Source organism: Gordonia sp. JH63 (assembly GCF_009856645.1).
In the GTDB taxonomy this organism is placed as follows: Bacteria; Actinomycetota; Actinomycetes; order Mycobacteriales; family Mycobacteriaceae; genus Gordonia; species Gordonia hongkongensis.
In genome coordinates this window covers 676,629-696,338 of sequence record NZ_CP047235.1, presented here as the reverse complement: position 1 = coordinate 696,338, position 19,710 = coordinate 676,629, and the positions used below count along the sequence as shown (strand labels likewise).

The window sequence follows — 19,710 nt, the reverse complement described above, 5'->3', positions numbered from 1 at the left end:
GCGGTCAGTGGACGCAGCCGCGGGCGGACCACCTCGTCGAGATAACTGTGTACGGCCGCGTCGAAGAGACCTCGCTTCGATCCGAAGGTCGGAACGCTATCCTCCGACGGCCCGTCGACAACGAGGAGTACGAAATGGTCATCGCAGGTCTGGTGCTCGCCGCGATCGCGGCGCTCGTCCACGTCTTCATCTTCTATCTGGAGTCCATCGCGTGGACGAGCGCGCGCGCACGCGCGACGTTCGGCACCGGAACGGTGGAACAGGCGAGCGCACAAAAGGAACTGGCGTTCAACCAGGGGTTCTACAACCTGTTCCTCGCGATCGCCGTGTTCGTCGGGATCGCCTTTGTCATCGGCGGATCCATCGCGATCGGCGCAACACTCGTCATCACCGGCACGGCCTCGATGGCGGCCGCGGCACTTGTGCTGGCGCTGTCGAGCCCAGACAAGATCGCGGCCGCACTCAAGCAGGGTGTGGTTCCCGCTCTCGGAATCGTCGTGCTCGCCATCGGTCTGGCCCTCTGAGCCGGTCTGGCCCTCTGAGCCCGGGCCCTGCCTCCCCGATCTCGCGCCGACCGAGATCAGGTAGCGTCCAGCTCGGCGACCACCGACGCGACCACCTCGCGTAGCGAACCGGTGCGACGATGCACGTCACGCTGCCGCTGATAGCTCGCGCCCTGGGCGATGATGCGCTCGACGCCGGCCAGCTCGTCGACGCAATCGAGCTCGCGCGCAATCGGTTCGAGACGTTCGAGCAGAGCGGTGAGGTCCTCGGTCACGAGTTTCTCGGTGCAGTCGGAATCGAGGATGACGATGGCGTCGAGTCCGTAGCGGGCTGCCCGCCATTTGTTCTCCTGGACGAGCCAGGGCGCCATCGTCGGCAGCTTCTCGCCCGCCGAGAACCGCCGGTCCAGGTCGACGACCAGGCAGTGGATGAGCGCGACGATCGCCGACAGCTCGCCGAGATTGGTCATGCCGTCGCACACGCGGACCTCGATGGTCCCCAGATGCGGGGAAGGCCGGATGTCCCAGCGGATCTCGTTGAGATGGTCGATGATCCCGGTCGTCTTCTGGTCTGCGACGAAAGCCTCGAACTGCTCCCAGGTCTCGAACTGGAACGGCAGCCCGGCGGTCGGGAGTTGCTGGAACATCATGGCGCGATTGCTCGCGTATCCGGTGTCCTGACCGGCCCACATCGGCGACGACGAGGACAGCGCGAGCAGGTGCGGATAGTAGTTCAGGAGCGCGTCGAGAACGGGTAACACCTTGTCGCGGTGGCTGATCCCGACGTGGACGTGCACGCCCCAGATCAGCATCTGCCGTCCCCACCACTGGGTGCGCTCGATCAACTCCGCGTATCGGTGCCCCTCGGTGAGCAGTTGGGTCGAGTACTCCGCGAACGGATGCGTACCGGCGCCGTACAGATCGACGCCGAGGTCCTCGGTCAGCCCCCGCACCACGCCGAGCGTGCCCGTGAGGTCGGCGATCGCCTCGCCCGCGGTCCGGCAGATGCCGGTCACCAACTCGACGGTGTTCCGCAGCAGCTCCTTGTGGATTCTGCCCGCGAAGTCGGGATGGTGTTCGCCGACGGCGGCGAAGAGCGCCGCCGCCGAGTTCGACAGGTCGCCGGTTCCCTTGTCGGTCAGGGCGAACTCCCATTCGACCCCGAGGGTGGGGGTCGGTGACCCGTCGAACTCGATCGGTGTCATGTGCTCAGGTGGCGTCGGACGGCGCCAGAAGCCCTAGCTCTCCTCTTCGATGACACCGCACGCGATGCGTGCGCCGGCGTCGCCGGTCCGCAGGGTGTCGGGGTTCGGTCCGCCCGGGTACTTGTCGGCCGGGATGTTCCCGAAGTTGTCGGGCTTCTCATGGATCATGATCGACTTGCCGATCAGCTGCTGGATGGTCACCGCGTCGGTCGTGGTGACCGTCCGGCCGGTGTGGTCCTCGAGGATGTTGATCGAGATCAGATCTCCGCTCGAGGGATGGTCGGTGTTGCCGTCCACCTGCAGGTGTCCGCCCGCCGAGGTGAACGCCTGCGAGCCGCCGGCGCCCGCGTCACAGGTGCCGGTCTCGTGGATGTGCATGCCGTGGAACCCGGCCGGCAGGTCACCGGCGGTGACGCGCACGTTGATGGTGACCGGCTCGGCGGTTTCGGTGGCCGCGGTGAAGGTTGCTTGGCCGACGACGTCGCCGGAGGTGTCCTTGATCTCGGCGACGGCGATCTGGCCGCTGGGCTCGCCGTCGACGTCGTCCTCGGCGCCCGGCGGGAGCGGCGCATCGCTGACGACGGGCGGCGTCGTGCCCGGGACGTCCGTGGGCTCCTGGTCGGGGCTGCACCCGGCCAGTGTCACGCCGATCAGTCCTGCGGAGAACAACGCGGCGAGAGCGCGGGGCGCGGCGAGTGTGGAACGTCCGGACATGTCACTCCTTGGTTGGCGGACAGTGGTTTTCGGTACTTCTCGGTTCAGCTGTTTCGTGATTCAGAGGTTCGCGGCTCGGCCCGGGTCATGCGCCGCTGACCGCGGTCACCACGACCACCGGGATGCCGCCGCGGCACCGGGTGAACGAGGCCGGCCGCTCCTCGACCGCGACCTGGCCGCCGAGTGCCTCGGCGACCTCGTCGGCCTGGGCCTTGTCCGTGTCGTCCTCGTGGAAGACCGTGTTCTCGCTGAACCCGCCCGCGGTGTAGTTGCCGGGCTCCGCCATCTGGTAACCCCTGGCCTCCAGCAGATCGGTGACGTCCGAGGCGAGGCCCGCGACCTGGCCGGCGTTGATCACGCAGAGCCGCTTGTCGGTCGACGCCGCACTCGTGGACGCCGGCGTCGACGTGGGCGACGAACTCACGCTCGTCGCGGCCTCGGTCGTCGGGGCGTCGTTCCCGGCGGTCGCCGCGGAATGCCAGCCGAGGCCGATGAAGACCACGGCGACTGCGAAGAGCATCATCGCCCCCGCACGAAGCGGCAGGCGATTGGGCTCACGATCTGCATTCATCACCGACGACCTTAACGCACCGCGCGAGGGCGACCGGGTTCAGCGTCTCAGGTGATCTCGAAGCCCAGACGGCGCGCCGCACGGGCCTTCTGACGGGTCGCGCGCAGGCGCCGAAGTCGCTTGACGAGCATCGGATCGGCCGCAAGCGCCTCCGGCCGGTCGACCAGCGCGTTGAGCACCTGGTAGTAGCGGGTCGCCGACAAACCGAACAGCTCTTTGATCGCTTCTTCCTTGGCGCCGGCGTACTTCCACCACTGCCGCTCGAACGCGAGGATGTCGTGTTCGCGGCGGGTCAGACCGTCCGCACCGACCTCGTGCGGATCGACCGGCCGGCCGGCCGCCCCGGCCTCTGCGTCCTGGCCGGGGGTGGGTTGATCGCCCTGTTTCTGGCTACGCGCAGCTGCGCCGTCCATCTCACTCCCTCAGATACCAGTCGACGACCTCACACCACCGCTGACGTGCACCTATTCGCGACGCGACGCGGGCACGGACGTCTCCTCACGGAGACGAATGACAGCGGTGTGGTTCGCAGCCAATCTAACCACGGCGGGCCGGTCTGATCGCGGTGTGACTCGCCACGGCGCGCATCACGACCATTCCGTCGGACGGCGACCGCTGTTAGGCTGCCCTCACCCATCCCCGTCCAGGATGGGTCGAGGCGGGGGGACAGAGATGACGACGGTCGGGATGACGACAACCGGATCCGGGGTGGCGAGGACCCGGCGAGCAGTGATGGGAGCCATCGCGGCGCTGGCCTCCACGGCCGCCGTCGCGACCGCGGCACTCGCCGCGCCCGCTGCCGCCGCGCCCGCCGAGCGCGTCGTGGTCATCGTGCCCGGCCAGCAGCTCTACGCCGGCAACGCGCAGAACGAGGAGACGTTCCGTACGCTGGCCGAGGCGATCCGCGCCGACGGGAACACCGTGGTGTACGCACACGCCGGGGGACGTGAGGTGGCCTCCGATGCCCGGCTGATCCAGCGGACGATCGCACCTTTCGTCGGCACCGCGAAGTCGATCGGGCTCGTCACCCACAGTGCGGGCGGGCTCGGCGCCCGCCACTACCTGAAGTTCCTCGGCGGGTCCGACGTCGTCGACGAGTACGTCGCGATCGGGACCGCCCAGTACGGCTCGCCCGGCGGTTGCGCGCAGCCGCGCGACGGCGGGTACGACACCTGCATGTACGCCGACGCGGTCACCGAGCTCAACCGTGGTCCCGACGCCCCCGGCCCCACCCGGTACTCGGTGGTGCAGAGCGACGGCGAATGGACCGACGGGCGCCTCGACGGCACCGCACAGTGCCGCGCATACTCCCCGGTCCCCCTGGCGAACACCGGGTACGACCACGTCATCGAGATGCGCGACCCGACGATCATCGCCAACGTGCGGACGTCGCTGCGCGGGTCGTGCGCGGGCTCGGTGGTGACCGAGCCGGTCGACAGCTTCGACTGGCAGTCGACGCTGTTCCCCGGCATTCCCGGCCCTGCCGGTGACGCCATCCGCAACGCCGTACCCGGCGTCGTTCCTGCGCCCTGAGCAGCGCTAAGGTGATCGCCATGGCGATTCTCCCGATCTGCATCGTGGGCGAGCCGGTCCTGCACCAGCCGACCACTCCGGTCCCCCTCGACGCGGACGGCCGTCCGTCCGATGAGGTCGTCGGCCTCATCGACGACATGTACGAGACCATGGACGCCGCCCACGGTGTGGGCCTGGCCGCCAATCAGGTGGGCGTCGGGTCCCGGGTGTTCGTCTACGACTGCCCCGACGGCGACCGCTCGGCGGCCCGCCGCCGCGGCGAGGTCATCAACCCGGTCCTCGAGACCTCCGAGATCCCCGAGACCATGCCGGATCCCGACGACAACGACGAGGGATGCCTGTCGGTGCCGGGTGAGCAGTTCCCCACCGGCCGTGCCGACTGGGCCCGCGTCACCGGCACCGACCGGACCGGCGCCGAGGTCGTCATCGAGGGCGAGGGGTTCTTCGCCCGGATGCTCCAGCACGAGGTCGGCCACCTCGACGGCTTCCTCTACGTCGACGTGCTCGTGGGGCGCAACGCCCGGGCCGCGAAGAAGGCGATCAAACGCAACAAGTGGGGGGTCCCCGGTCTGACGTGGACGCCCGGCGAGGTCGCCGACCCGTTCGGGCACGACGACGACTGATCTCGCTTCCGCGTGGAGGTCTCATTGTCGGGTGCCGTCCCGGGCGACCGCGTCGTCGTTCGCTATCTGCTGGGCGATGCGACCCCCGCCGATTGGCGGGGAGATCCCGCGGCCGCCCGGTCGGACGTGACGGGCGTCCTGCTCGACGACTCCGACCCGCTGCGGATACGACGCGACGACGAGGAGTTGTCGATCCCGTTCGCGGCGATCACCTCGGTCCGTCTGTTGTCCGCGAAACCGGTGCGCAACAGCGAGATCCGCGCGCTCGAGCACGCCGCCGCCCTCGCCTGGCCCGGTGTCGAGACGGAGTGGGTCGACGGCTGGCTCCTGCGGGCCGGTCACGGATTCAGCAGACGCGCCAACTCGGCTGTGCCCCTGGCACGCCACGCACGTCCCGACGCCGCTACCCTGCGACATATCGGTGAGTGGTACGCCGACCGCGGCCTCCCTCCGCTCCTCGCCTCCCCGGATCGCCTCATCCCGTCGGGCTCCGTTCCCGGAGACCCCGGGGTCGAGGTACAGATGCTGACCGCCGACCTGCCGGGGCTCCGCGCGCGCACCGGCGAGATGCACGGACGGACAGTACAACTCGATCCGCAACCGGACACCCGCTGGTTGAGCGCATACGCCGGTGGGCGCGCGTCGCGCGGACTCGACACCGTGGCCGGCGTCGTGACCGCCGGGGACGGCCCGATGACCTTCGCGACCGTCGACGACGCAGCAGCGATCGGGCGGGGTTCGGTGACCGAGTCGCCGGACGGACACCGGTGGCTGGGGTTGACCGCCCTGTGGACCGACCCGGGCTCGCGCGGGGGCGGGCTGTCCTCCGCGGTGGTCGCGGCGCTTACGGCGTGGGGGGTCGAGCAGGGCGCCGACTCGGTCTACCTGCAGGTCGAGTCCACCAACCAGTTGGCCGGATCGTGGTATCGCCGCCTGGGTTTCGGGCTGCATCACACCTATCGCTATGTGACACCGCACATGCCGGCCGCGTCGGAGGACATCCGATGAGGATCGCCACCTGGAACGTCAACTCGATCCGCGCCCGGTCCGAGTCCGTCGTCGCCTGGGCGGAGACCGCCGGCATCGACGTTCTCGCGATGCAGGAGACCAAGTGTCACGACGACGCGTTCCCACTGATGAGTTTCCTCGCCGCCGGTTACGACGTCGCGCACGTCGGGCAAGGCGCCTACAACGGTGTCGCGATCGCCTCACGGGTCGGGCTCGACGAGGTCGAGATCTCCTTCGACGGCGTGCCGACGCACCCGGTCGACGGCCAGCCGATCCGGGAGGCGCGGTCGATCTCCGCGCGCTGCAACGGTGTTCGCGTCTGGAGTCTCTATGTACCCAACGGCAGGACACCCGACGACCCGCACTACACCTACAAGCTCGCCTGGCTCGACGCGCTGCGGAATCACATCACCCTGCGGCTGGCCCACGACCCCGCCGCGGACATGATGCTCGCCGGCGACTGGAACGTCGCCCAGACCGACGACGACGTGTGGGATCGCGAGTACTTCGAGGGACGCACACACGTGACCCCACCCGAACGCGCCGCAGTGCAGGGGTTCCTGGAGGCCGGCCTCGTCGACTCGGCCCTTCCGTACGCCCCGGGGTACACCTTCTGGGACTACACCCAGCTGCGGTTCCCCCGGAACGAGGGCATGCGCATCGACTACGCGTTCTGCTCGCCCGCTCTCGACACCCGCATCATGGGCGCCGTCGTCGATCGTGCCGCGCGAAAAGCGAAGGGCGCCAGCGATCACGCCCCGGTGGTCTTCGACATCGCCGACTGACCGCGGCTGCGCAACACAACTACTCCCTCAGGTGCGAACCTCCCCATGCTCCCTGAGGTGCGAGGAGCGATAGCGACGAGCCACGAAGGGCGCGGCGAGATGCGTCGCGAGGCCCTTCGAGGCTCGCTTCGCTCGCACCTCAGGGAGCAGGGGCGCCGTCAGGCGAACGACTTCCCGACGATCCAGTAGGCCTGGGATTTCACCGACTTCTTGGGAATCCCGTAATCGTCCCTGAACAATCCGGCGACCGTGCGGGTGCTCGTGGAATCGAGTGCAACCCAACCGAAGTGGTCGGCGGCATCGAAGGCGGCGGATCGGACCGCGTCGACGAGGGCCGCGCCGTCGCGCTCACGCGGAAGCCAGTGCACCGTGTCCTGCGCGCGGGCGCGCAGCGGCAGCGATCTGTCGCTCTCGTGCTGATACTCGAACCAGATCGTCGCGCCCGCCCCGGAGTCGCCGAGCGAGTCCAGCAGCGAATTGATCGCCGGTAGCGAGGCGGTGTCACCGGCGACGAGCCATCCCGCCGGCGCGGGGTCGGGGATCGCGAACTTCGAGCCCATGAGGGTCGCGCCGATGGCGTCACCCACATGTGCGCCCTGAGCCCATCGGGCGGCGGTGCCGTCGTGGATCGCGAACTCGATGTCGAAGGTGTCCGTCGACGGGTCGGGATCGACGAGCGTGTAACCGCGCTGATGCAGCTTGCCGCCGTCGGCGAACCAGAGGCGCACCCACATGGTCGGGTGGATCGCGGAACCGGTGAGGAGCCCGCCACCGTGAAAACGCAGTCGCAGATAGTGATCCGTCACCGCCTCTTTGCCGGTGAGGGTGAAGGTGAAGTCGTCACCGCCAAGGATCTTCATGACGGCGCCCTGCCAGCCGCGCCCCTTCGTGGATACCTCGCTCATGTCTGAACCTCTCTACAGTGTCTCCCCGGCCCGGGTCCGGGCCGGGGAGACACTGTCATTCTCGTGACCGTCGGCATGACACGACGCACCACGGAAAATCGGACCTACTGGAAGGTGCCGTTCTCGACCATCTGACGGGTCTCGAGGCGACGGATCTTGCCGGATGTGGTGCGCGGCACCGAGTCCGGCGCGACGAAGATGACCTCGGCGGGCATGATCCCGCACGCCGACGCGACCTCGGAGTTGACCTCTGCACGCGCCTGGTCGGGATCGGACCCCTTGTACTCGGCGAGGATCACCAGGCCCGGCCGGGCCGAACCCTCCCCCCGGGCCATGGCGACGACGCCGCCGCGACGCACGCCGGCGACTTCGGCGGCCGCGCGCTCGATCTCGATCGGGAACAGGTTGCGGCCCGCGACGATGATGACCTCCTTGGCCCGGCCGCAGATCACCAGCCGATCGTCGATCAGGTAGCCGAGGTCGCCGGTCGAGAACCATTCGCCCGCACCGAGATCGGCGTCGCCCAGGTAGCCGCGCATCATCGACGCGCCGCGGATCTCCACGTGTCCGACGTTGCGCCCGTCGATGACCGGGACGTCGACATTCGGCTCGACGATGCGAACCTGCATGCCGCCCAGCGGCTTACCGAGGATCGCGTACCGGCGGCGAATGGGCTCGCCACCGCCGGGCGGGGTCACGGTGACCTCGTCGTAGTGCACCCCCTCGCCGACCGCGGGCATCGTCACCGCGCAGGCGGATTCGGCCATACCGTAGGCGGGTGCCGCGGCGGAACGATCGAAGCCGAACGGCGCGGTCGCCTCGAGGAACTTGTCGAAGGCGTCGGCGTCGATCGGCTCACCGCCGCTGATCGCGACGCGCAGGTGTGAGAGGTCGATGTCGCGCAGCAGTTTGCCGTAGCGGCCGAGGATGTCGTAGGCGAAGTTCGGCGCCGCGGTGACGGTCGTCTTGGTCTCGGTGAGCCACTGCATCCACTTGAAGGGCGCCGCCGCGAAGGCGGTGTTCGGCACGATGTAGGCGGGGATGCCGGTGGTCATCCCGGCGAGCAGGAACATCAGACCCATGTCGTGGTAGAGCGGCAGCCAGCTGAACCCGGTGTCGCGGGTGCGGTGGAGGCCGAGCCGGCTGACCAGTTCGATGGCGTTCGAGTAGACGGCCGAGGCCGTCAGGGCGACGGTCTTGGGGTCTCCGGTCGATCCGGCGGTTCCCTGGAGGACGGCGATGGTGTTGCCGTTGACGTTGCGGGCGACGAAGTCGGTGGTGTCGGCGCCGAGGCCGTACTCGCCCACTCGCGCGATGTGCAGCCGTCCCTCGACCTTCGACAGCAGATCGAGCTGGGCTCCGCTGCCGAGGACGGTGCCGACGCCGATCGACACGTACCGGTGGTAGGTGTTCTGCGCCCATCGCTCCTCGTCGGCCCCCCGGATGGGGCCCGGCAGGATAGTGACCGGAACACCGGCGAGCCACGCGCCCTGGATGGCGGCGATCAGGTCGACCGTGGGGTCCCCGATGAGGCCGAGCGCCTGCGGCTCGTGCAGTTCGCTGTCGGCCAGCAACTGGACCGCGATCTGCTCCGCGCGGGCATGGACCTCGCGCCACGGCGCCGTCACCCACTCGCCGGTGTCGGAGTCCAGGACGGACAGACTCGTATCCCCCGCCAGCATCGCCTCACGAACGGTGGCCGCCAACGCATTGGTCGAGCCCGCTTCCTCCAGGATCACGCTGTTCTGCGACATTCTCGTTTCCCGTTCTCGCCAGCACCTGGCGTCGGTCGTCTGATCGTCTTCCGGTCGTGTGAGCGACCGAGTGGTCATACCGCGGGTCGTCCCCGACCGCTGGTCTCGCGAACACAACTGCTCGCACCATTTGGGTAGGGTAGCCTAATCTTTCTCGGACACAAGACCCAGAGTCGATCATCGCGACTACGTGATCCGCGTCATCCGATGAGACGAGTTCGCGAAACTTAGGCTAACCTAATTCGCGTCGGCTCGCGGGGCTCTCGCCGGCATTGCCCAGAGATTGGGCGGAGCGGTTAGTTAGTATAACCTACCCTAAATGCAGGTTCCCCGGACTGAGTAAACATGTCACCGAACTGCGAGAGGCACGCCGGCTGATGGCCACGAATTCCCAGACCACGGATCTTGTCACCGCGGCCGACATCGTCGCCGAGGTGTCCGAGGCCCTCGGCCTGACGCCCGAGTCGATCGACCCGGAGCAGGACCTCATCGCCCAGGGACTCGACTCGCTGCGGATGATGCGACTGGCCGGCACCTGGCGCAAACGCGGCCTCGACGTCGACTTCGCCCGCCTCGCCGCGCAACCGACCATCACCGCGTGGGCGGCGTTGCTGGGCGGCACGCCAGCGCCGACCACCGACGACATCGCACCTTCGTCATCGGAGCCGACCGAAGGACCGTTCCCCCTCGCTCCGATGCAGCACGCCTACTGGATCGGTAGGTCGGACAGCCACGCGTTCGGCAATGTCGCCGCTCACCTCTACATCGAGTTCGACGGTTCCGACGTCGATCCCGACCGCTTCACCTCGGCGATGGCCGCGCTGCTGGAACGCCACCCGATGCTGCGCGTCCGAGTGCTTCCCGACGGTACCCAGGAGATCGGCCCGGCACACCCCGAAGCCATTGCGGTGCACGACCTTCGGGAACATACATCGGAGACGGTCGAGCAGGTCCTCGCGGCCCGTCGCGCGGACGGCACCCACCGCGCACTGCCGGTCGACGAGGGAGCGGTGATCCGCGCCGAACTGAGTCTGCTGCCGGGGAACTCGACCCGTGTCCATCTCGACGTCGACATGATCGCCGCCGACGCGATGAGCTACCGCGTCCTCGTCGACGACTTCGCTCGCCTGTACCGCGGCGAGTCCCTGCCGGAACTCGGCGTCACCTTCGCGACGATCACCGCGGATCGCACGTCGCGGGAGATCCGCGACGACGACGTGACCTGGTGGCGCGAACGCATTCCCACGCTCCCCGGCCCGCCGGAACTCCCGCTCGACGAGCGGGCGATGCGCGGCGATGCCGAACCGCACAGTGTCCGCCTCCACCATTCGGTGTCCGCGTCGGACTGGAAGCGACTCGAGGAGCACGCGCACCGGCGCGGCGTCACCCCCGCGGCCGCGGTGGCCGCAGTGTTCGCCGAAGCCGTCGGAACACATTCGGCCACATCGCGATTCCTGCTCACCGTGCCGTTGTTCGATCGTCCACAGGTCCATCCTGACGTCGAGCGGGTGGTGGGCGACTTCACGTCGTCGATCCTCGTGGGCGTCGACCTGAGCGAGCCGGCGACGCTCGCCGAACGTGCGCGATCGATGCGGGCATCGATGCACGAGGCCGCCGCGCACGGTTCGATGAACGGACTGGACGTGCTTCGCGAACTGAGTCGCCACCGCGGCGAACCGGTGGTCTCGCCGATCGTGTTCACCAGCGCGCTGGGACTGGGAGACCTCTTCTCGCAACAGGCAACCGACGTGCTGGGTGATCCGTCGTGGATCGTCTCGCAGGGCCCGCAGGTGCTGCTCGACGCACAGGTGACCGAGGTTGCCGGCGGACTGCTCCTCAACTGGGACGTCCGTGCCTCCGACCTCGAACTCACCACCGCACGTTCGATGTTCGACCACTATGTCCGTCTGCTCGGGCTCCTCGTCGACGGTGAGTGGGATGCGCCCGCGCCGGACCCGATCACGGCCGAGGTTCGAGCACAGCGCCTTTCGGCGGAGAGTCCACTACCGGCCACCGACACCTTCGACGGCACCCTGCACGGAAACTTCTTCGCCCGCGCCGCCGAGCGTGCGGGGACACCGGCAGTCGTGTCCGACGCACGCATCTGGACCCACGCCGAATTGGCCGACGAGGCCCGCCGAGTCGCCGGAGCCCTGGTCGCAGCCGGGGTCACACCGGGTGACACGGTCGTCGTCCACCTGCCCAAGGGCGGCGACCAGGTCGTCGCCGCGCTCGGAGTGCTCGCCGCCGGCGCGGCCTACGTCCCGATCGCCCCCACCCAGCCCCGGGCGCGCCGCGAGCGCATCGTCGACGTCGCCACCCCGGCCGCGATTCTCACCTCCGAACCCGCCGCCTGGACCTCAGCCGAAGCCACCGTGCTCGAGGTGAACGACGCCCGACGCACCGATCCGGTCGACCCGGTCGCCGTCAGCGGCGACGCCCTCGCCTACGTCCTGTTCACCTCGGGCTCCACCGGATTGCCCAAGGGCGTCCAGGTTCCGCACCGGGCCGCGGTCGCCACGATCACCGACCTCGTCGACCGGTATGCGATCGGAGCCGACGATCGCAGCCTGCAGGTGTCCTCGCTGGAGTTCGACCTCTCGGTCTTCGACATCTTCGGCCTCCTCGCCGTCGGCGGCGCCGTCGTCGTGCCCGGCGACGACGAGCAGACCAAGGTCGACGACTGGGCGCGGCTGCTCACCCAGCACTCGGTGAGCGTGCTCAACTGCGTGCCGTCGATCCTCGGCATGCTCCTCGATCTCAACCCCCTGCCCGCGTCGCTACGGATGATCATCATGGGCGGCGACAAGGTCGACGTGTCGCTGCTCGAGCGCGTCGGCGCACAGCTGCCCGATTGTCGCGTGGCCGGCCTCGGCGGGACCACCGAGACGGCAATCCATTCCACCATCTGCGAAGCGGATGCCGTGCCGGCCGGAATGGCGTTCGTGCCGTACGGGATTCCGCTCCGCGGCGTCCGCTGCCGGGTCGTCGACGACGCCGGCCGCGACCGTCCCGACCTCGTGCCGGGTGAACTGTGGATCGGCGGAGCCGGCGTCGCCGACGGTTACCGCGGCGACCCGGAGCGCACCGCTGATCGTTTCGTCGAGCACGAGGGACAGCGTTGGTACCGCACCGGCGATCTCGCGCGCTACCTTCCGGGTGGCTTCCTCGACTTCCTGGGCCGCGCAGACCACATGGTGAAGATCCGCGGGTACCGCGTCGAACTCGGTGAGGTCGAGGCCGGGTTGCTGGGTCTGACCGGGGTGGGCTCGGCCGTCGCCTGGTCCGACGGTCGCGACCTGCGTGCCGCGGTGGTACTCACCGACGGATCGACCGAGGACGACGCCGACCTGCGCGCCCGGTTGTCGGAAGCCCTTCCACCGCACATGGTCCCGCGGTCCATCACGGTCCTGGACCGGTTCCCGCTGACTCCGAACGGCAAGCATGACCGCAAGGCCATCGCCGCCGGCGTCCGGTCCGACGACGACGCCGTCGAGGCGGTCGCGCCGCGCGGCCCGGTCGAAGAGGCCCTCACCCTGATCTTCGGCGAGGTCCTGCCGACCCCGCCCGTGAACGTCACCGAGGACTTCATCTCCCTCGGCGGCGATTCCGTCCAGGCCACCCGGGTGGTCGCACTGACGCGCCAGTGGCTCGACGCACCCGGCCTCTCGGTCGCCGACATCTTCTCCCGGCGGACGATCGCGGGGCTCGCCGGACGACTCACCGAACTCGGCGGGGAACGCGCCGAGTTCGTGGCACAGACCTTCCTCGACGTCCTGCAACTCACCGACGAACAGGTGGAGGCCGAGATCGCGCGCGGCTGAGAGCATCCGGCGCCTTCTCCGGCACCCCAACAGACCACCACCCAGAGCAAAGGCATCATGACCATTTCCTCCGCCCCGACCTACGACCTGACCTCGGTCGACCTCGACGACGTATCGCACGCCGCGACGGTCCACGGATGGCTCACCCATCCCAAGGCCAAGTACTGGGACATGCTCGACAGCTCGGTTGCCGACGTGGAGAAGATGATTCGCGAGTCGGCCGAGGCCACCGCCGGCACGCCCCACGGAATGCGCCTGGGTTACCACGACGGGCGCCCGCAGTTCCTGTTCGAGCTCTACGACCCGGCCACCAGCGAACTCGCCGCCCCCTCCAGCGGTTACGTACCCGCCGACGGTGACATCGGCATGCACCTGCTGGTCGCCCACGCCGAACAGTCCCTGCCGGGCTTCACCGGCGCGGTGATGCTGCACATCATGCGGACCGCGATCCTGGAGGTCGGCGCCGCGCGCGTCGTCGTCGAGCCCGACGTCCGCAACAAGGCCGTGCACCGCCTCAACGCGAGTGTCGGCTTCCGCGTCGACGGCGACTACCCCGTCGGGAACAAGACCGCGCACCTGAGCTACTGCACCCGAGCCGACTTTCTCGAGGTGACCGACAACGGCAAGTCCGTCGGACCCGTCGAGGTCACGGACCTGGGGGCGTAGATCGTTGACTCTCCAGGACATCGGAACCATTCCGGGATTCGCGACGCGCACGGCCGGGGGGTCGGGTGCGCGAAGCCATCGCCAGACGTACCACACCAGGATCGCGAAGAAGATCCTCGCCGAGTTCTCCCACGAGCGGGCACTCGCCCCGGTGGCGAGTGGCGACGGGTACGTCGTCTCCTCCGCCGACGGCCGCACCGACTACCACTTCCGCGCCGACCGACTCGCCCTGGACAGCTGGGCGATCGACGAGTCGACGCTGCGTCGTGTGCGCGACGGCGCCGAACTCCCCGTCGACGCGGTGGCGATGATCGTCGACCTCGCCCCGTTCCTGGGGATCGGTCCCCAGGCGCTGCCGGAGTACCTCGAGGAGTTCATCAACACCCTGGCGATCAGCGCCGACCGTCCGGACGAACGACGCATCCCGGCAACGGATCTCGCTCACGCCGACTTCCAGACCATCGAGGCGACGATGACGGAGGGGCACCCGTGCATCGTCGCCAACGCCGGCCGTCTTGGTTTCAGCGCGGACGACATCGAGCGCTACGCCCCCGAGGTGGGCAACCACTTCCGACTCGTCTGGCTCGCCGTCCGTCGCGAGGACTGTGACGTCGCCACCGTCAGCGACGTCGACTACGACGCGCTGCTCCTCGACGAGCTCGGACCCGAGACGCTGTCCGACTTCGGGGACGCCCTGCGCGAAGTCGGTTGTGACCCGGCCGATTACCGGTACCTCCCGGTGCATCCCTGGCAGTGGGTCGAGAAAGTACGCAAGCTCTACTCCGCCGACATCGCCGACCAGCGCATCGTCGAGGTCGGCACGAGCCCCGACCTCTATCAGGCACAGCAGTCGATCCGCACGGTGTTCAACGCGACCACCCCGACCCGCAACTACGTCAAGGTCGCACTGTCGATCGTGAACATGGGTTTCACACGCGGGATGTCGGCCGACTACATGCGGACGACGCCGCTGATCAACAACTGGGTCCGTGGACTCGTCGCCGACGACCAGTACCTCGCCGCGATCGGCTTCGAGATGATCTTCGAGGTCGCGGCGATCGGTTACCGCAGTCCGACGTTCACGCCGATCACGCAGCCGGGGTCGGAGTACCGCAAGATCCTGTCCGCGCTGTGGCGACAGAGCCCGGTGCCGCTGGCAGCCGCCGACGAGCAACTGTCGACCATGGCCGCGCTGCTTCACGTCGACCACCTGGGGGAGCCACTGGTCGGCGCGTTCATCGACCGTTCGGGTGTTCCCGCGACCGAGTGGATCCGTCGCTACCTGCGCACCTATCTGCACCCCATCGCCTACCTGCTCTACCGATACGAGCTGAAGTTCTCACCGCACGGGGAGAACCTCATCCTCGTTCTCGCCGAGGGCATCCCGGTGCGAGCGATCCTCAAGGACATCGGCGAGGAGGTATCGGTGTTCGGCGAGGCGGACGGACTCCCGGAGAGTTGCGCCCGCGTCCGGACCACCGAACCGGACGAGATCCGCAACCTGGGTGTGCTGTCGGACGTCTTCGACGACTTCCTACGTCCACTCGCCGAGATCCTGCACACGCACGGCATCATCGGCGACGACGAGTTCTGGTCACTGGTGGCCGAGAGCCTGCGTGAGTTCGTCGCCGCCCACCCCGATCTGGAAGACAGGTTCGCTCGCTGGGATCTGTTCGCACCGGAGTTCGGGGCGGTGCACATGAACGGGCTGCAACTGCGCAACAACAAGCGCATGGTCGACATCGAGGACTCCTACGCATCGCTGATCGACGCGGGTCACCGGCTCGTCAATCCGATTGCGCCGCCGAGGGACCGGTGACGGAGATGACCACCACCCGCACCCACGCACCCGACGACGTGGAGATCCTGCGTGATGACCACGGCATCCCGCACGTCCTCGCCTCGACGCCGCGCGGCGCTCTGTACGGACAGGGCCGGGCATGCGGCGAGGACCGGCGCTGGCAGATCGAGTTCATGCGGCTGCGCGCCGAGGGACGTACCGCCGAGGTCTTCGGGGCCGGCTGCGTCGAATGGGACACCTTCGCCCGCCGCGCCCAGCTCGACGTGGCGGCAAAACGCATCTTCGACGCATCGTCCACCCGCACCCGGGAACTGGTCACCGCCTACGCCGACGGCGTGAACAGCACCCTCGGCGACCTCGAGACGCCGGCTGCCGCACCGGAACTCGAGGCGTTGGCGCATCGTCCGCTGCCGTGGCGGCCGTGGACGCCGATCTCGGTGTTCATCATGCATCACGTGCTCTTCGGGCGGTTCACCACGAAACTCTTCCGCCTGCATGCCTGCCGCACGCTCGGTCAGGATGCGCTGCGGTTCTGGGACTTCGAGACGCGGGAGACCGACCCCACGGTGCCTGCGATGCCCGATGAGGCGTTCCTGGGGGAGATCCTCGCAATCACCCGCCCGGCGTCGCCCGAGCAACCCGCCCCGGCGGTGGACCTCGGCGATCCGATGTCGGGCAGCAACGCCTGGGGTGTGTCCGCCGAGCGGAGTTCGACCGGTGCGCCCATCGTCGCCGGCGACCCGCATCGATTCCTCGAACTGCCGGGCATCTATCAGCAGTTCCACCTCGCCTCGACAGGTCCGCACGAAGCATTCGACATGGCCGGGTTCGCCTTTGCCGGCGTCCCGGGAGTCCCGCACTTCTGTCAGGGCGACGACATCGCCTGGGGCATCACGAATGCCATGGGTGACTATCAGGATCTGTACCTCGAGCGATTGACGCGCGACGAGGCCGGCACGCTCCTGGTCGAGGTACCGGGCGGCGGGCGGGTGCCGGCCGGGGTGAGCACCGAGACGATCCTCGTCCGGGATGCCGAACCCGTTGCCGTGCAGCTCGTCACCACCCCGAACGGTGCCGTCGTCTTCGGCGGCCCCGACGAGTCGTTCGCGATGAGCATCCGGTCCCCGCTGCTCACCGAAGAGGTCACCTTCGACGCGCCGATCGACCTGCTCTTCGTGCGCACCGTCGCCGATGTCGAAGCAGCCCTGACGAAGTGGGTCGAGCCGGTCAACCGCGCGGTCATCGCCCACGCCGACGGCACCGTCGCCACCCACGTGGCCGGCCGGGTGCCGGTCCGCGCGCCCGAGAACTACTGGTTGCCGGTCCCGGGCTGGGACGAGCGCTACCAGTGGCGCGGATACGAGGCGGGTTCGCTCGGTGACCCCGGCTTCGACGCGACCCTCCGCAGCAACATCACCGTCACCGCCAACCAGCGGATGTCCGATGTGCCTGCGTTGCAACCGCTCACGAGTGAGTGCGTCGAACCGTTCCGCGCCGACCGGATCACCGCGCGACTCGACGGTCTCGGTTCGGTGACTCCGGCGGATTGCGCCGACATCCACACCGATGTCCGGCTCGAGCAGGCGACCGTCGTCCAGGAGTTGCTGTCACGTGTACGCGGCGCCGACGCCCAGGCCGAAGGCATCCGGGAGCGCCTGGTGGCGTGGGACCGGTCGATGACCGCCGACAGCACCGACGCTTACCTCTATGCCGAGTTCCGTACCCAATTGGTCCTCGGGGTCGCGAGTACCGACGTGCTCGCGCCGCTGCGCGGGCCGCACGGGTTCCCGGCGGTGTTCCAGCCGTGGTTCGTGCCCGAGCCCCGTCTCGCGACCGCGCTGACCTCCGTCGCCGCCAACACGGCGGGGATCGGCATCGACATCGAGGCCGTGGCGGTCGCCGCCCTCGATGCCGTGGTGGCCCGGATCGGGACCTTCGGTTCGACGCCCACGTGGGGCAGCGTCCATCGCCTGGCACCGATCCACGGATTCGACCTGGTCGGCGCGTCGCCGCAGCACCCGGATCTGTTCGCCAACCTTCGTCCGACTCCCCTGCCCCTGGCGGGGGACGCCGAGTGCGTCTTCGCCAACGCCGCGGCGGTCGGCACCCACCTGTGCATCACGGGTGCCGCCGCACGCTACGTGTGGGACCTCGCCGACCGCGGGGCGAGCCGCTGGATCGTCCCGCTGGGCGTGAGCGGTGATCCCCGTTCCGATCACTTCCAGGACCAGGCGCCGCGGTGGGCGGCGGGCGAGCTGATCGAGGTCGTCCGCGATTGGGATGTGTTGCGTGGCACGACCGCAGCAGCGTCGACGCCGTCCACCGCCACATCGACCGAGAGGGAGCCATGCCCGCGTTGACCGAAGCGCGACTGACGCTCTTGCGTCGTCGAATCGCGCAGACCGGCGAACCCGCCCGCACGGCCGCAGCTGACGAACCAAGGACCTCCGTGCCGTTCGGCGAGTTCGGCACCGCCGAACGGCGGATGTGGCGGATCTACGACCTGGATCCGGAATCGGTGTCGCACAACATCGGACTCGTCCTGCAGTTCGGCGGGACGCGAACGCTCCGATCGGTCGTCGACTCCGCCGAACTACTCGTCGAGCGCTTCGGGGTCCTGAGATCGGTGGTCGAGGTCGACAACGCGGGCACGCCGCGTCGCCGCGTCGTGTCGCACGCGGGATCGTGGGACGCATCGGGCACGGTGTGGACCTGGGGCCTGCCGGACGCGGAGGCAACCGGACCCGTCGACGATGCCGACGCGATCGCGACCTCGCTGACCCGCACGCCATTCGATCTGACGTCGGATGTGCCGCTCCGGCTTCGGGTCTCGGGTTCGGACGGCGACGTCACGATGATCCTCGTCGTCCACCATCTCGCCGTCGACGACACCTCATGGCCGCTGCTGCTGGGCACCCTGGTCTCGGGTTCGTGGCCCGGGGACGTCACCGCCGACTCCCGCCCGGTCACACCCGATTCCGCGGCCGTCGCGGCGGCCGCCGACGACGCGGTGCGCCACGCCCTCACGACCTGGGCCGCCGAGGACGTCCGCTATCCGCTCAGCGGCGAGTTGCCCACCGAGAGTGCCGCCGACAGTTGGCTCTCGCCGATGGACGACCGCGACGGCATCAAGGTCGCCGCCCCGGTTGCGGCCGACTCGCTGGCCGCTTTCGGCCGGGTCGCCCAGACCGTCGGGGCCACCCCGAACGCGTTGCTGATCGGCGTGTGTTCGCTGGCCGCGTATGCCCTGACCGGCGCCGCCGATCACGTCCTGGTGGTGCCGGCCGACAACCGTCGTCGGACGCAGTCACCCCAGAACGTCGGATACTGCGGCAACATCATCCCGATGCGGTTCCGCATCGACCCCGACGCCACCGTCGAGCAGGCTCTCCGGGACGCGGGCGCAGTCATCTACCGATCGATGGAACACTCCGGCACCGACTTCGGGCCGATCCTCACCGCGTTGCGACAGCAAGGCGGCCGTTTTCCCGTCATCGAGATCATGGCGTCGGTCCGGCCCGCACCGCTGCGCGGGATCCCGCAACCCGCCGACGCCCCGGTCACCTGCCGGTCGGTGTTCAACGGGATCGCCAACTACCCGCTCTCGATCGCCTTCGAGGCCGACGACGAGAGCACCCACGTCGAGGTCGACCACCAACCGGGGATCGTCCCCGACACGGTGGCCGACCGCGCCACCGCAGTACTCACCGCACTCGTCGATCTGATTCCGACGTCGTTGCACCAGAACGTCTCCGCACTCGTCGAAACCCTCGCCGAGAGCGCACCACAGAAGGGCAGCGCCGGATGACCGGCCTGCC

General features: G+C 68.8%; 16 protein-coding genes and 1 pseudogene. 10 read left to right on the top strand and 7 right to left on the bottom strand.

Annotated elements, in window-relative coordinates; all coding sequences use genetic code 11:
- Positions 1–2: 2 nt before the first annotated feature.
- Positions 3–86 (bottom strand): annotated as a pseudogene (locus GR168_RS23845) (TetR/AcrR family transcriptional regulator); the annotation flags it as partial.
- Positions 87–134: 48 nt separating this feature from the next.
- Here GR168_RS23845 and GR168_RS03130 point away from each other — a divergent pair.
- Positions 135–524 (top strand): DUF1304 domain-containing protein, encoded by a 390-nt coding sequence (locus GR168_RS03130; RefSeq protein ID WP_058251352.1) that lies wholly within the window; start codon positions 135–137, stop codon positions 522–524.
- 56 nt (positions 525–580) lie between these two features.
- Here GR168_RS03130 and GR168_RS03125 read toward each other — a convergent pair whose 3' ends face one another.
- The 4 genes from GR168_RS03125 to GR168_RS03110 form a co-directional block, all read right to left on the bottom strand.
- Positions 581–1,708, bottom strand: coding sequence for a glutamate--cysteine ligase (locus GR168_RS03125; protein ID WP_159369994.1), 1,128 nt, complete (start codon positions 1,706–1,708; stop codon positions 581–583).
- A 33-nt stretch (positions 1,709–1,741) separates the two neighbouring features.
- The gene (locus GR168_RS03120; RefSeq protein ID WP_159369993.1) at positions 1,742–2,422 is read right to left on the bottom strand and encodes a superoxide dismutase family protein; all 681 of its coding nucleotides are present in this window, start codon (positions 2,420–2,422) and stop codon (positions 1,742–1,744) included.
- Positions 2,423–2,507: 85 nt separating this feature from the next.
- Entirely contained in the window at positions 2,508–2,993 is a 486-nt protein-coding gene (locus GR168_RS03115; protein WP_159369992.1) for a LytR C-terminal domain-containing protein, read from the bottom strand.
- A 47-nt stretch (positions 2,994–3,040) separates the two neighbouring features.
- Entirely contained in the window at positions 3,041–3,406 is a 366-nt protein-coding gene (locus GR168_RS03110; protein ID WP_137808592.1) for a DUF3263 domain-containing protein, read from the bottom strand.
- A gap of 274 nt (positions 3,407–3,680) precedes the next feature.
- Between GR168_RS03110 and GR168_RS03105 the strand changes: the two genes are divergently transcribed.
- From GR168_RS03105 to GR168_RS03090, 4 genes are read left to right on the top strand one after another with little or no spacing between them, the layout of a single operon-like run.
- Positions 3,681–4,526, top strand: coding sequence for a lipase (locus GR168_RS03105; RefSeq protein ID WP_159369991.1), 846 nt, complete (start codon positions 3,681–3,683; stop codon positions 4,524–4,526).
- Between the two features lie 20 nt (positions 4,527–4,546).
- The gene (locus GR168_RS03100) at positions 4,547–5,149 is read left to right on the top strand and encodes a peptide deformylase (RefSeq protein WP_159369990.1); all 603 of its coding nucleotides are present in this window, start codon (positions 4,547–4,549) and stop codon (positions 5,147–5,149) included.
- Positions 5,150–5,161: 12 nt separating this feature from the next.
- Positions 5,162–6,157, top strand: coding sequence for a GNAT family N-acetyltransferase (locus GR168_RS03095; RefSeq protein WP_159369989.1), 996 nt, complete (start codon positions 5,162–5,164; stop codon positions 6,155–6,157).
- On the top strand, positions 6,154–6,942 hold the full coding sequence (locus tag GR168_RS03090) for an exodeoxyribonuclease III (RefSeq protein ID WP_159369988.1): 789 nt from the start codon (positions 6,154–6,156) through the stop codon (positions 6,940–6,942). The genes GR168_RS03095 and GR168_RS03090 overlap by 4 nt, the downstream gene beginning before the upstream one ends.
- 158 nt (positions 6,943–7,100) lie before the next feature.
- On the opposite strand, the gene GR168_RS03085 is transcribed toward GR168_RS03090, so the two are convergent.
- On the bottom strand, positions 7,101–7,847 hold the full coding sequence (locus GR168_RS03085) for a siderophore-interacting protein (protein ID WP_159369987.1): 747 nt from the start codon (positions 7,845–7,847) through the stop codon (positions 7,101–7,103).
- 104 nt (positions 7,848–7,951) lie between these two features.
- Positions 7,952–9,601, bottom strand: coding sequence for a long-chain-fatty acid--ACP ligase MbtM (gene mbtM / locus GR168_RS03080; protein WP_058251360.1), 1,650 nt, complete (start codon positions 9,599–9,601; stop codon positions 7,952–7,954).
- A gap of 377 nt (positions 9,602–9,978) precedes the next feature.
- On the opposite strand from mbtM, the gene GR168_RS03075 reads away from it, so the two are divergent.
- From GR168_RS03075 to GR168_RS03055, 5 genes are read left to right on the top strand one after another with little or no spacing between them, the layout of a single operon-like run.
- Positions 9,979–13,425, top strand: coding sequence for a non-ribosomal peptide synthetase (locus GR168_RS03075; protein ID WP_159369986.1), 3,447 nt, complete (start codon positions 9,979–9,981; stop codon positions 13,423–13,425).
- Positions 13,426–13,482: 57 nt separating this feature from the next.
- Positions 13,483–14,091: a GNAT family N-acetyltransferase gene (locus tag GR168_RS03070; RefSeq protein WP_159369985.1), complete on the top strand. Its 609-nt coding sequence runs from the start codon at positions 13,483–13,485 to the stop codon at positions 14,089–14,091.
- A 4-nt stretch (positions 14,092–14,095) separates the two neighbouring features.
- Positions 14,096–15,910 carry an IucA/IucC family protein gene (locus GR168_RS03065; RefSeq protein ID WP_159369984.1) on the top strand — a complete coding sequence of 605 codons (1,815 nt, stop codon included), beginning with the start codon at positions 14,096–14,098 and terminating at the stop codon, positions 15,908–15,910.
- A 5-nt stretch (positions 15,911–15,915) separates the two neighbouring features.
- Positions 15,916–18,252 (top strand): penicillin acylase family protein, encoded by a 2,337-nt coding sequence (locus tag GR168_RS03060; protein WP_159369983.1) that lies wholly within the window; start codon positions 15,916–15,918, stop codon positions 18,250–18,252.
- Positions 18,240–19,700, top strand: a complete 1,461-nt coding sequence (locus tag GR168_RS03055; RefSeq protein WP_159369982.1) for a condensation domain-containing protein — start codon at positions 18,240–18,242, stop codon at positions 19,698–19,700. The genes GR168_RS03060 and GR168_RS03055 overlap by 13 nt, the downstream gene beginning before the upstream one ends.
- The last annotated feature ends 10 nt before the right edge of the window (positions 19,701–19,710 follow it).

Coding starts and splice junctions, on each gene's coding strand:
- GR168_RS03085 (WP_159369987.1), bottom strand. CDS start 7,847: ATGAGCGAGGTATCCACGAAGGGGCGCGGCTGGCAGGGCGCCGTCATG.
- GR168_RS03090 (WP_159369988.1), top strand. CDS start 6,154: ATGAGGATCGCCACCTGGAACGTCAACTCGATCCGCGCCCGGTCCGAG.
- GR168_RS03060 (WP_159369983.1), top strand. CDS start 15,916: ATGACCACCACCCGCACCCACGCACCCGACGACGTGGAGATCCTGCGT.
- mbtM (WP_058251360.1), bottom strand. CDS start 9,601: ATGTCGCAGAACAGCGTGATCCTGGAGGAAGCGGGCTCGACCAATGCG.
- GR168_RS03125 (WP_159369994.1), bottom strand. CDS start 1,708: ATGACACCGATCGAGTTCGACGGGTCACCGACCCCCACCCTCGGGGTC.
- GR168_RS03075 (WP_159369986.1), top strand. CDS start 9,979: ATGGCCACGAATTCCCAGACCACGGATCTTGTCACCGCGGCCGACATC.
- GR168_RS03110 (WP_137808592.1), bottom strand. CDS start 3,406: ATGGACGGCGCAGCTGCGCGTAGCCAGAAACAGGGCGATCAACCCACC.
- GR168_RS03120 (WP_159369993.1), bottom strand. CDS start 2,422: ATGTCCGGACGTTCCACACTCGCCGCGCCCCGCGCTCTCGCCGCGTTG.
- GR168_RS03070 (WP_159369985.1), top strand. CDS start 13,483: ATGACCATTTCCTCCGCCCCGACCTACGACCTGACCTCGGTCGACCTC.
- GR168_RS03105 (WP_159369991.1), top strand. CDS start 3,681: ATGACGACAACCGGATCCGGGGTGGCGAGGACCCGGCGAGCAGTGATG.
- GR168_RS03100 (WP_159369990.1), top strand. CDS start 4,547: ATGGCGATTCTCCCGATCTGCATCGTGGGCGAGCCGGTCCTGCACCAG.
- GR168_RS03115 (WP_159369992.1), bottom strand. CDS start 2,993: ATGAATGCAGATCGTGAGCCCAATCGCCTGCCGCTTCGTGCGGGGGCG.
- GR168_RS03055 (WP_159369982.1), top strand. CDS start 18,240: ATGCCCGCGTTGACCGAAGCGCGACTGACGCTCTTGCGTCGTCGAATC.
- GR168_RS03130 (WP_058251352.1), top strand. CDS start 135: ATGGTCATCGCAGGTCTGGTGCTCGCCGCGATCGCGGCGCTCGTCCAC.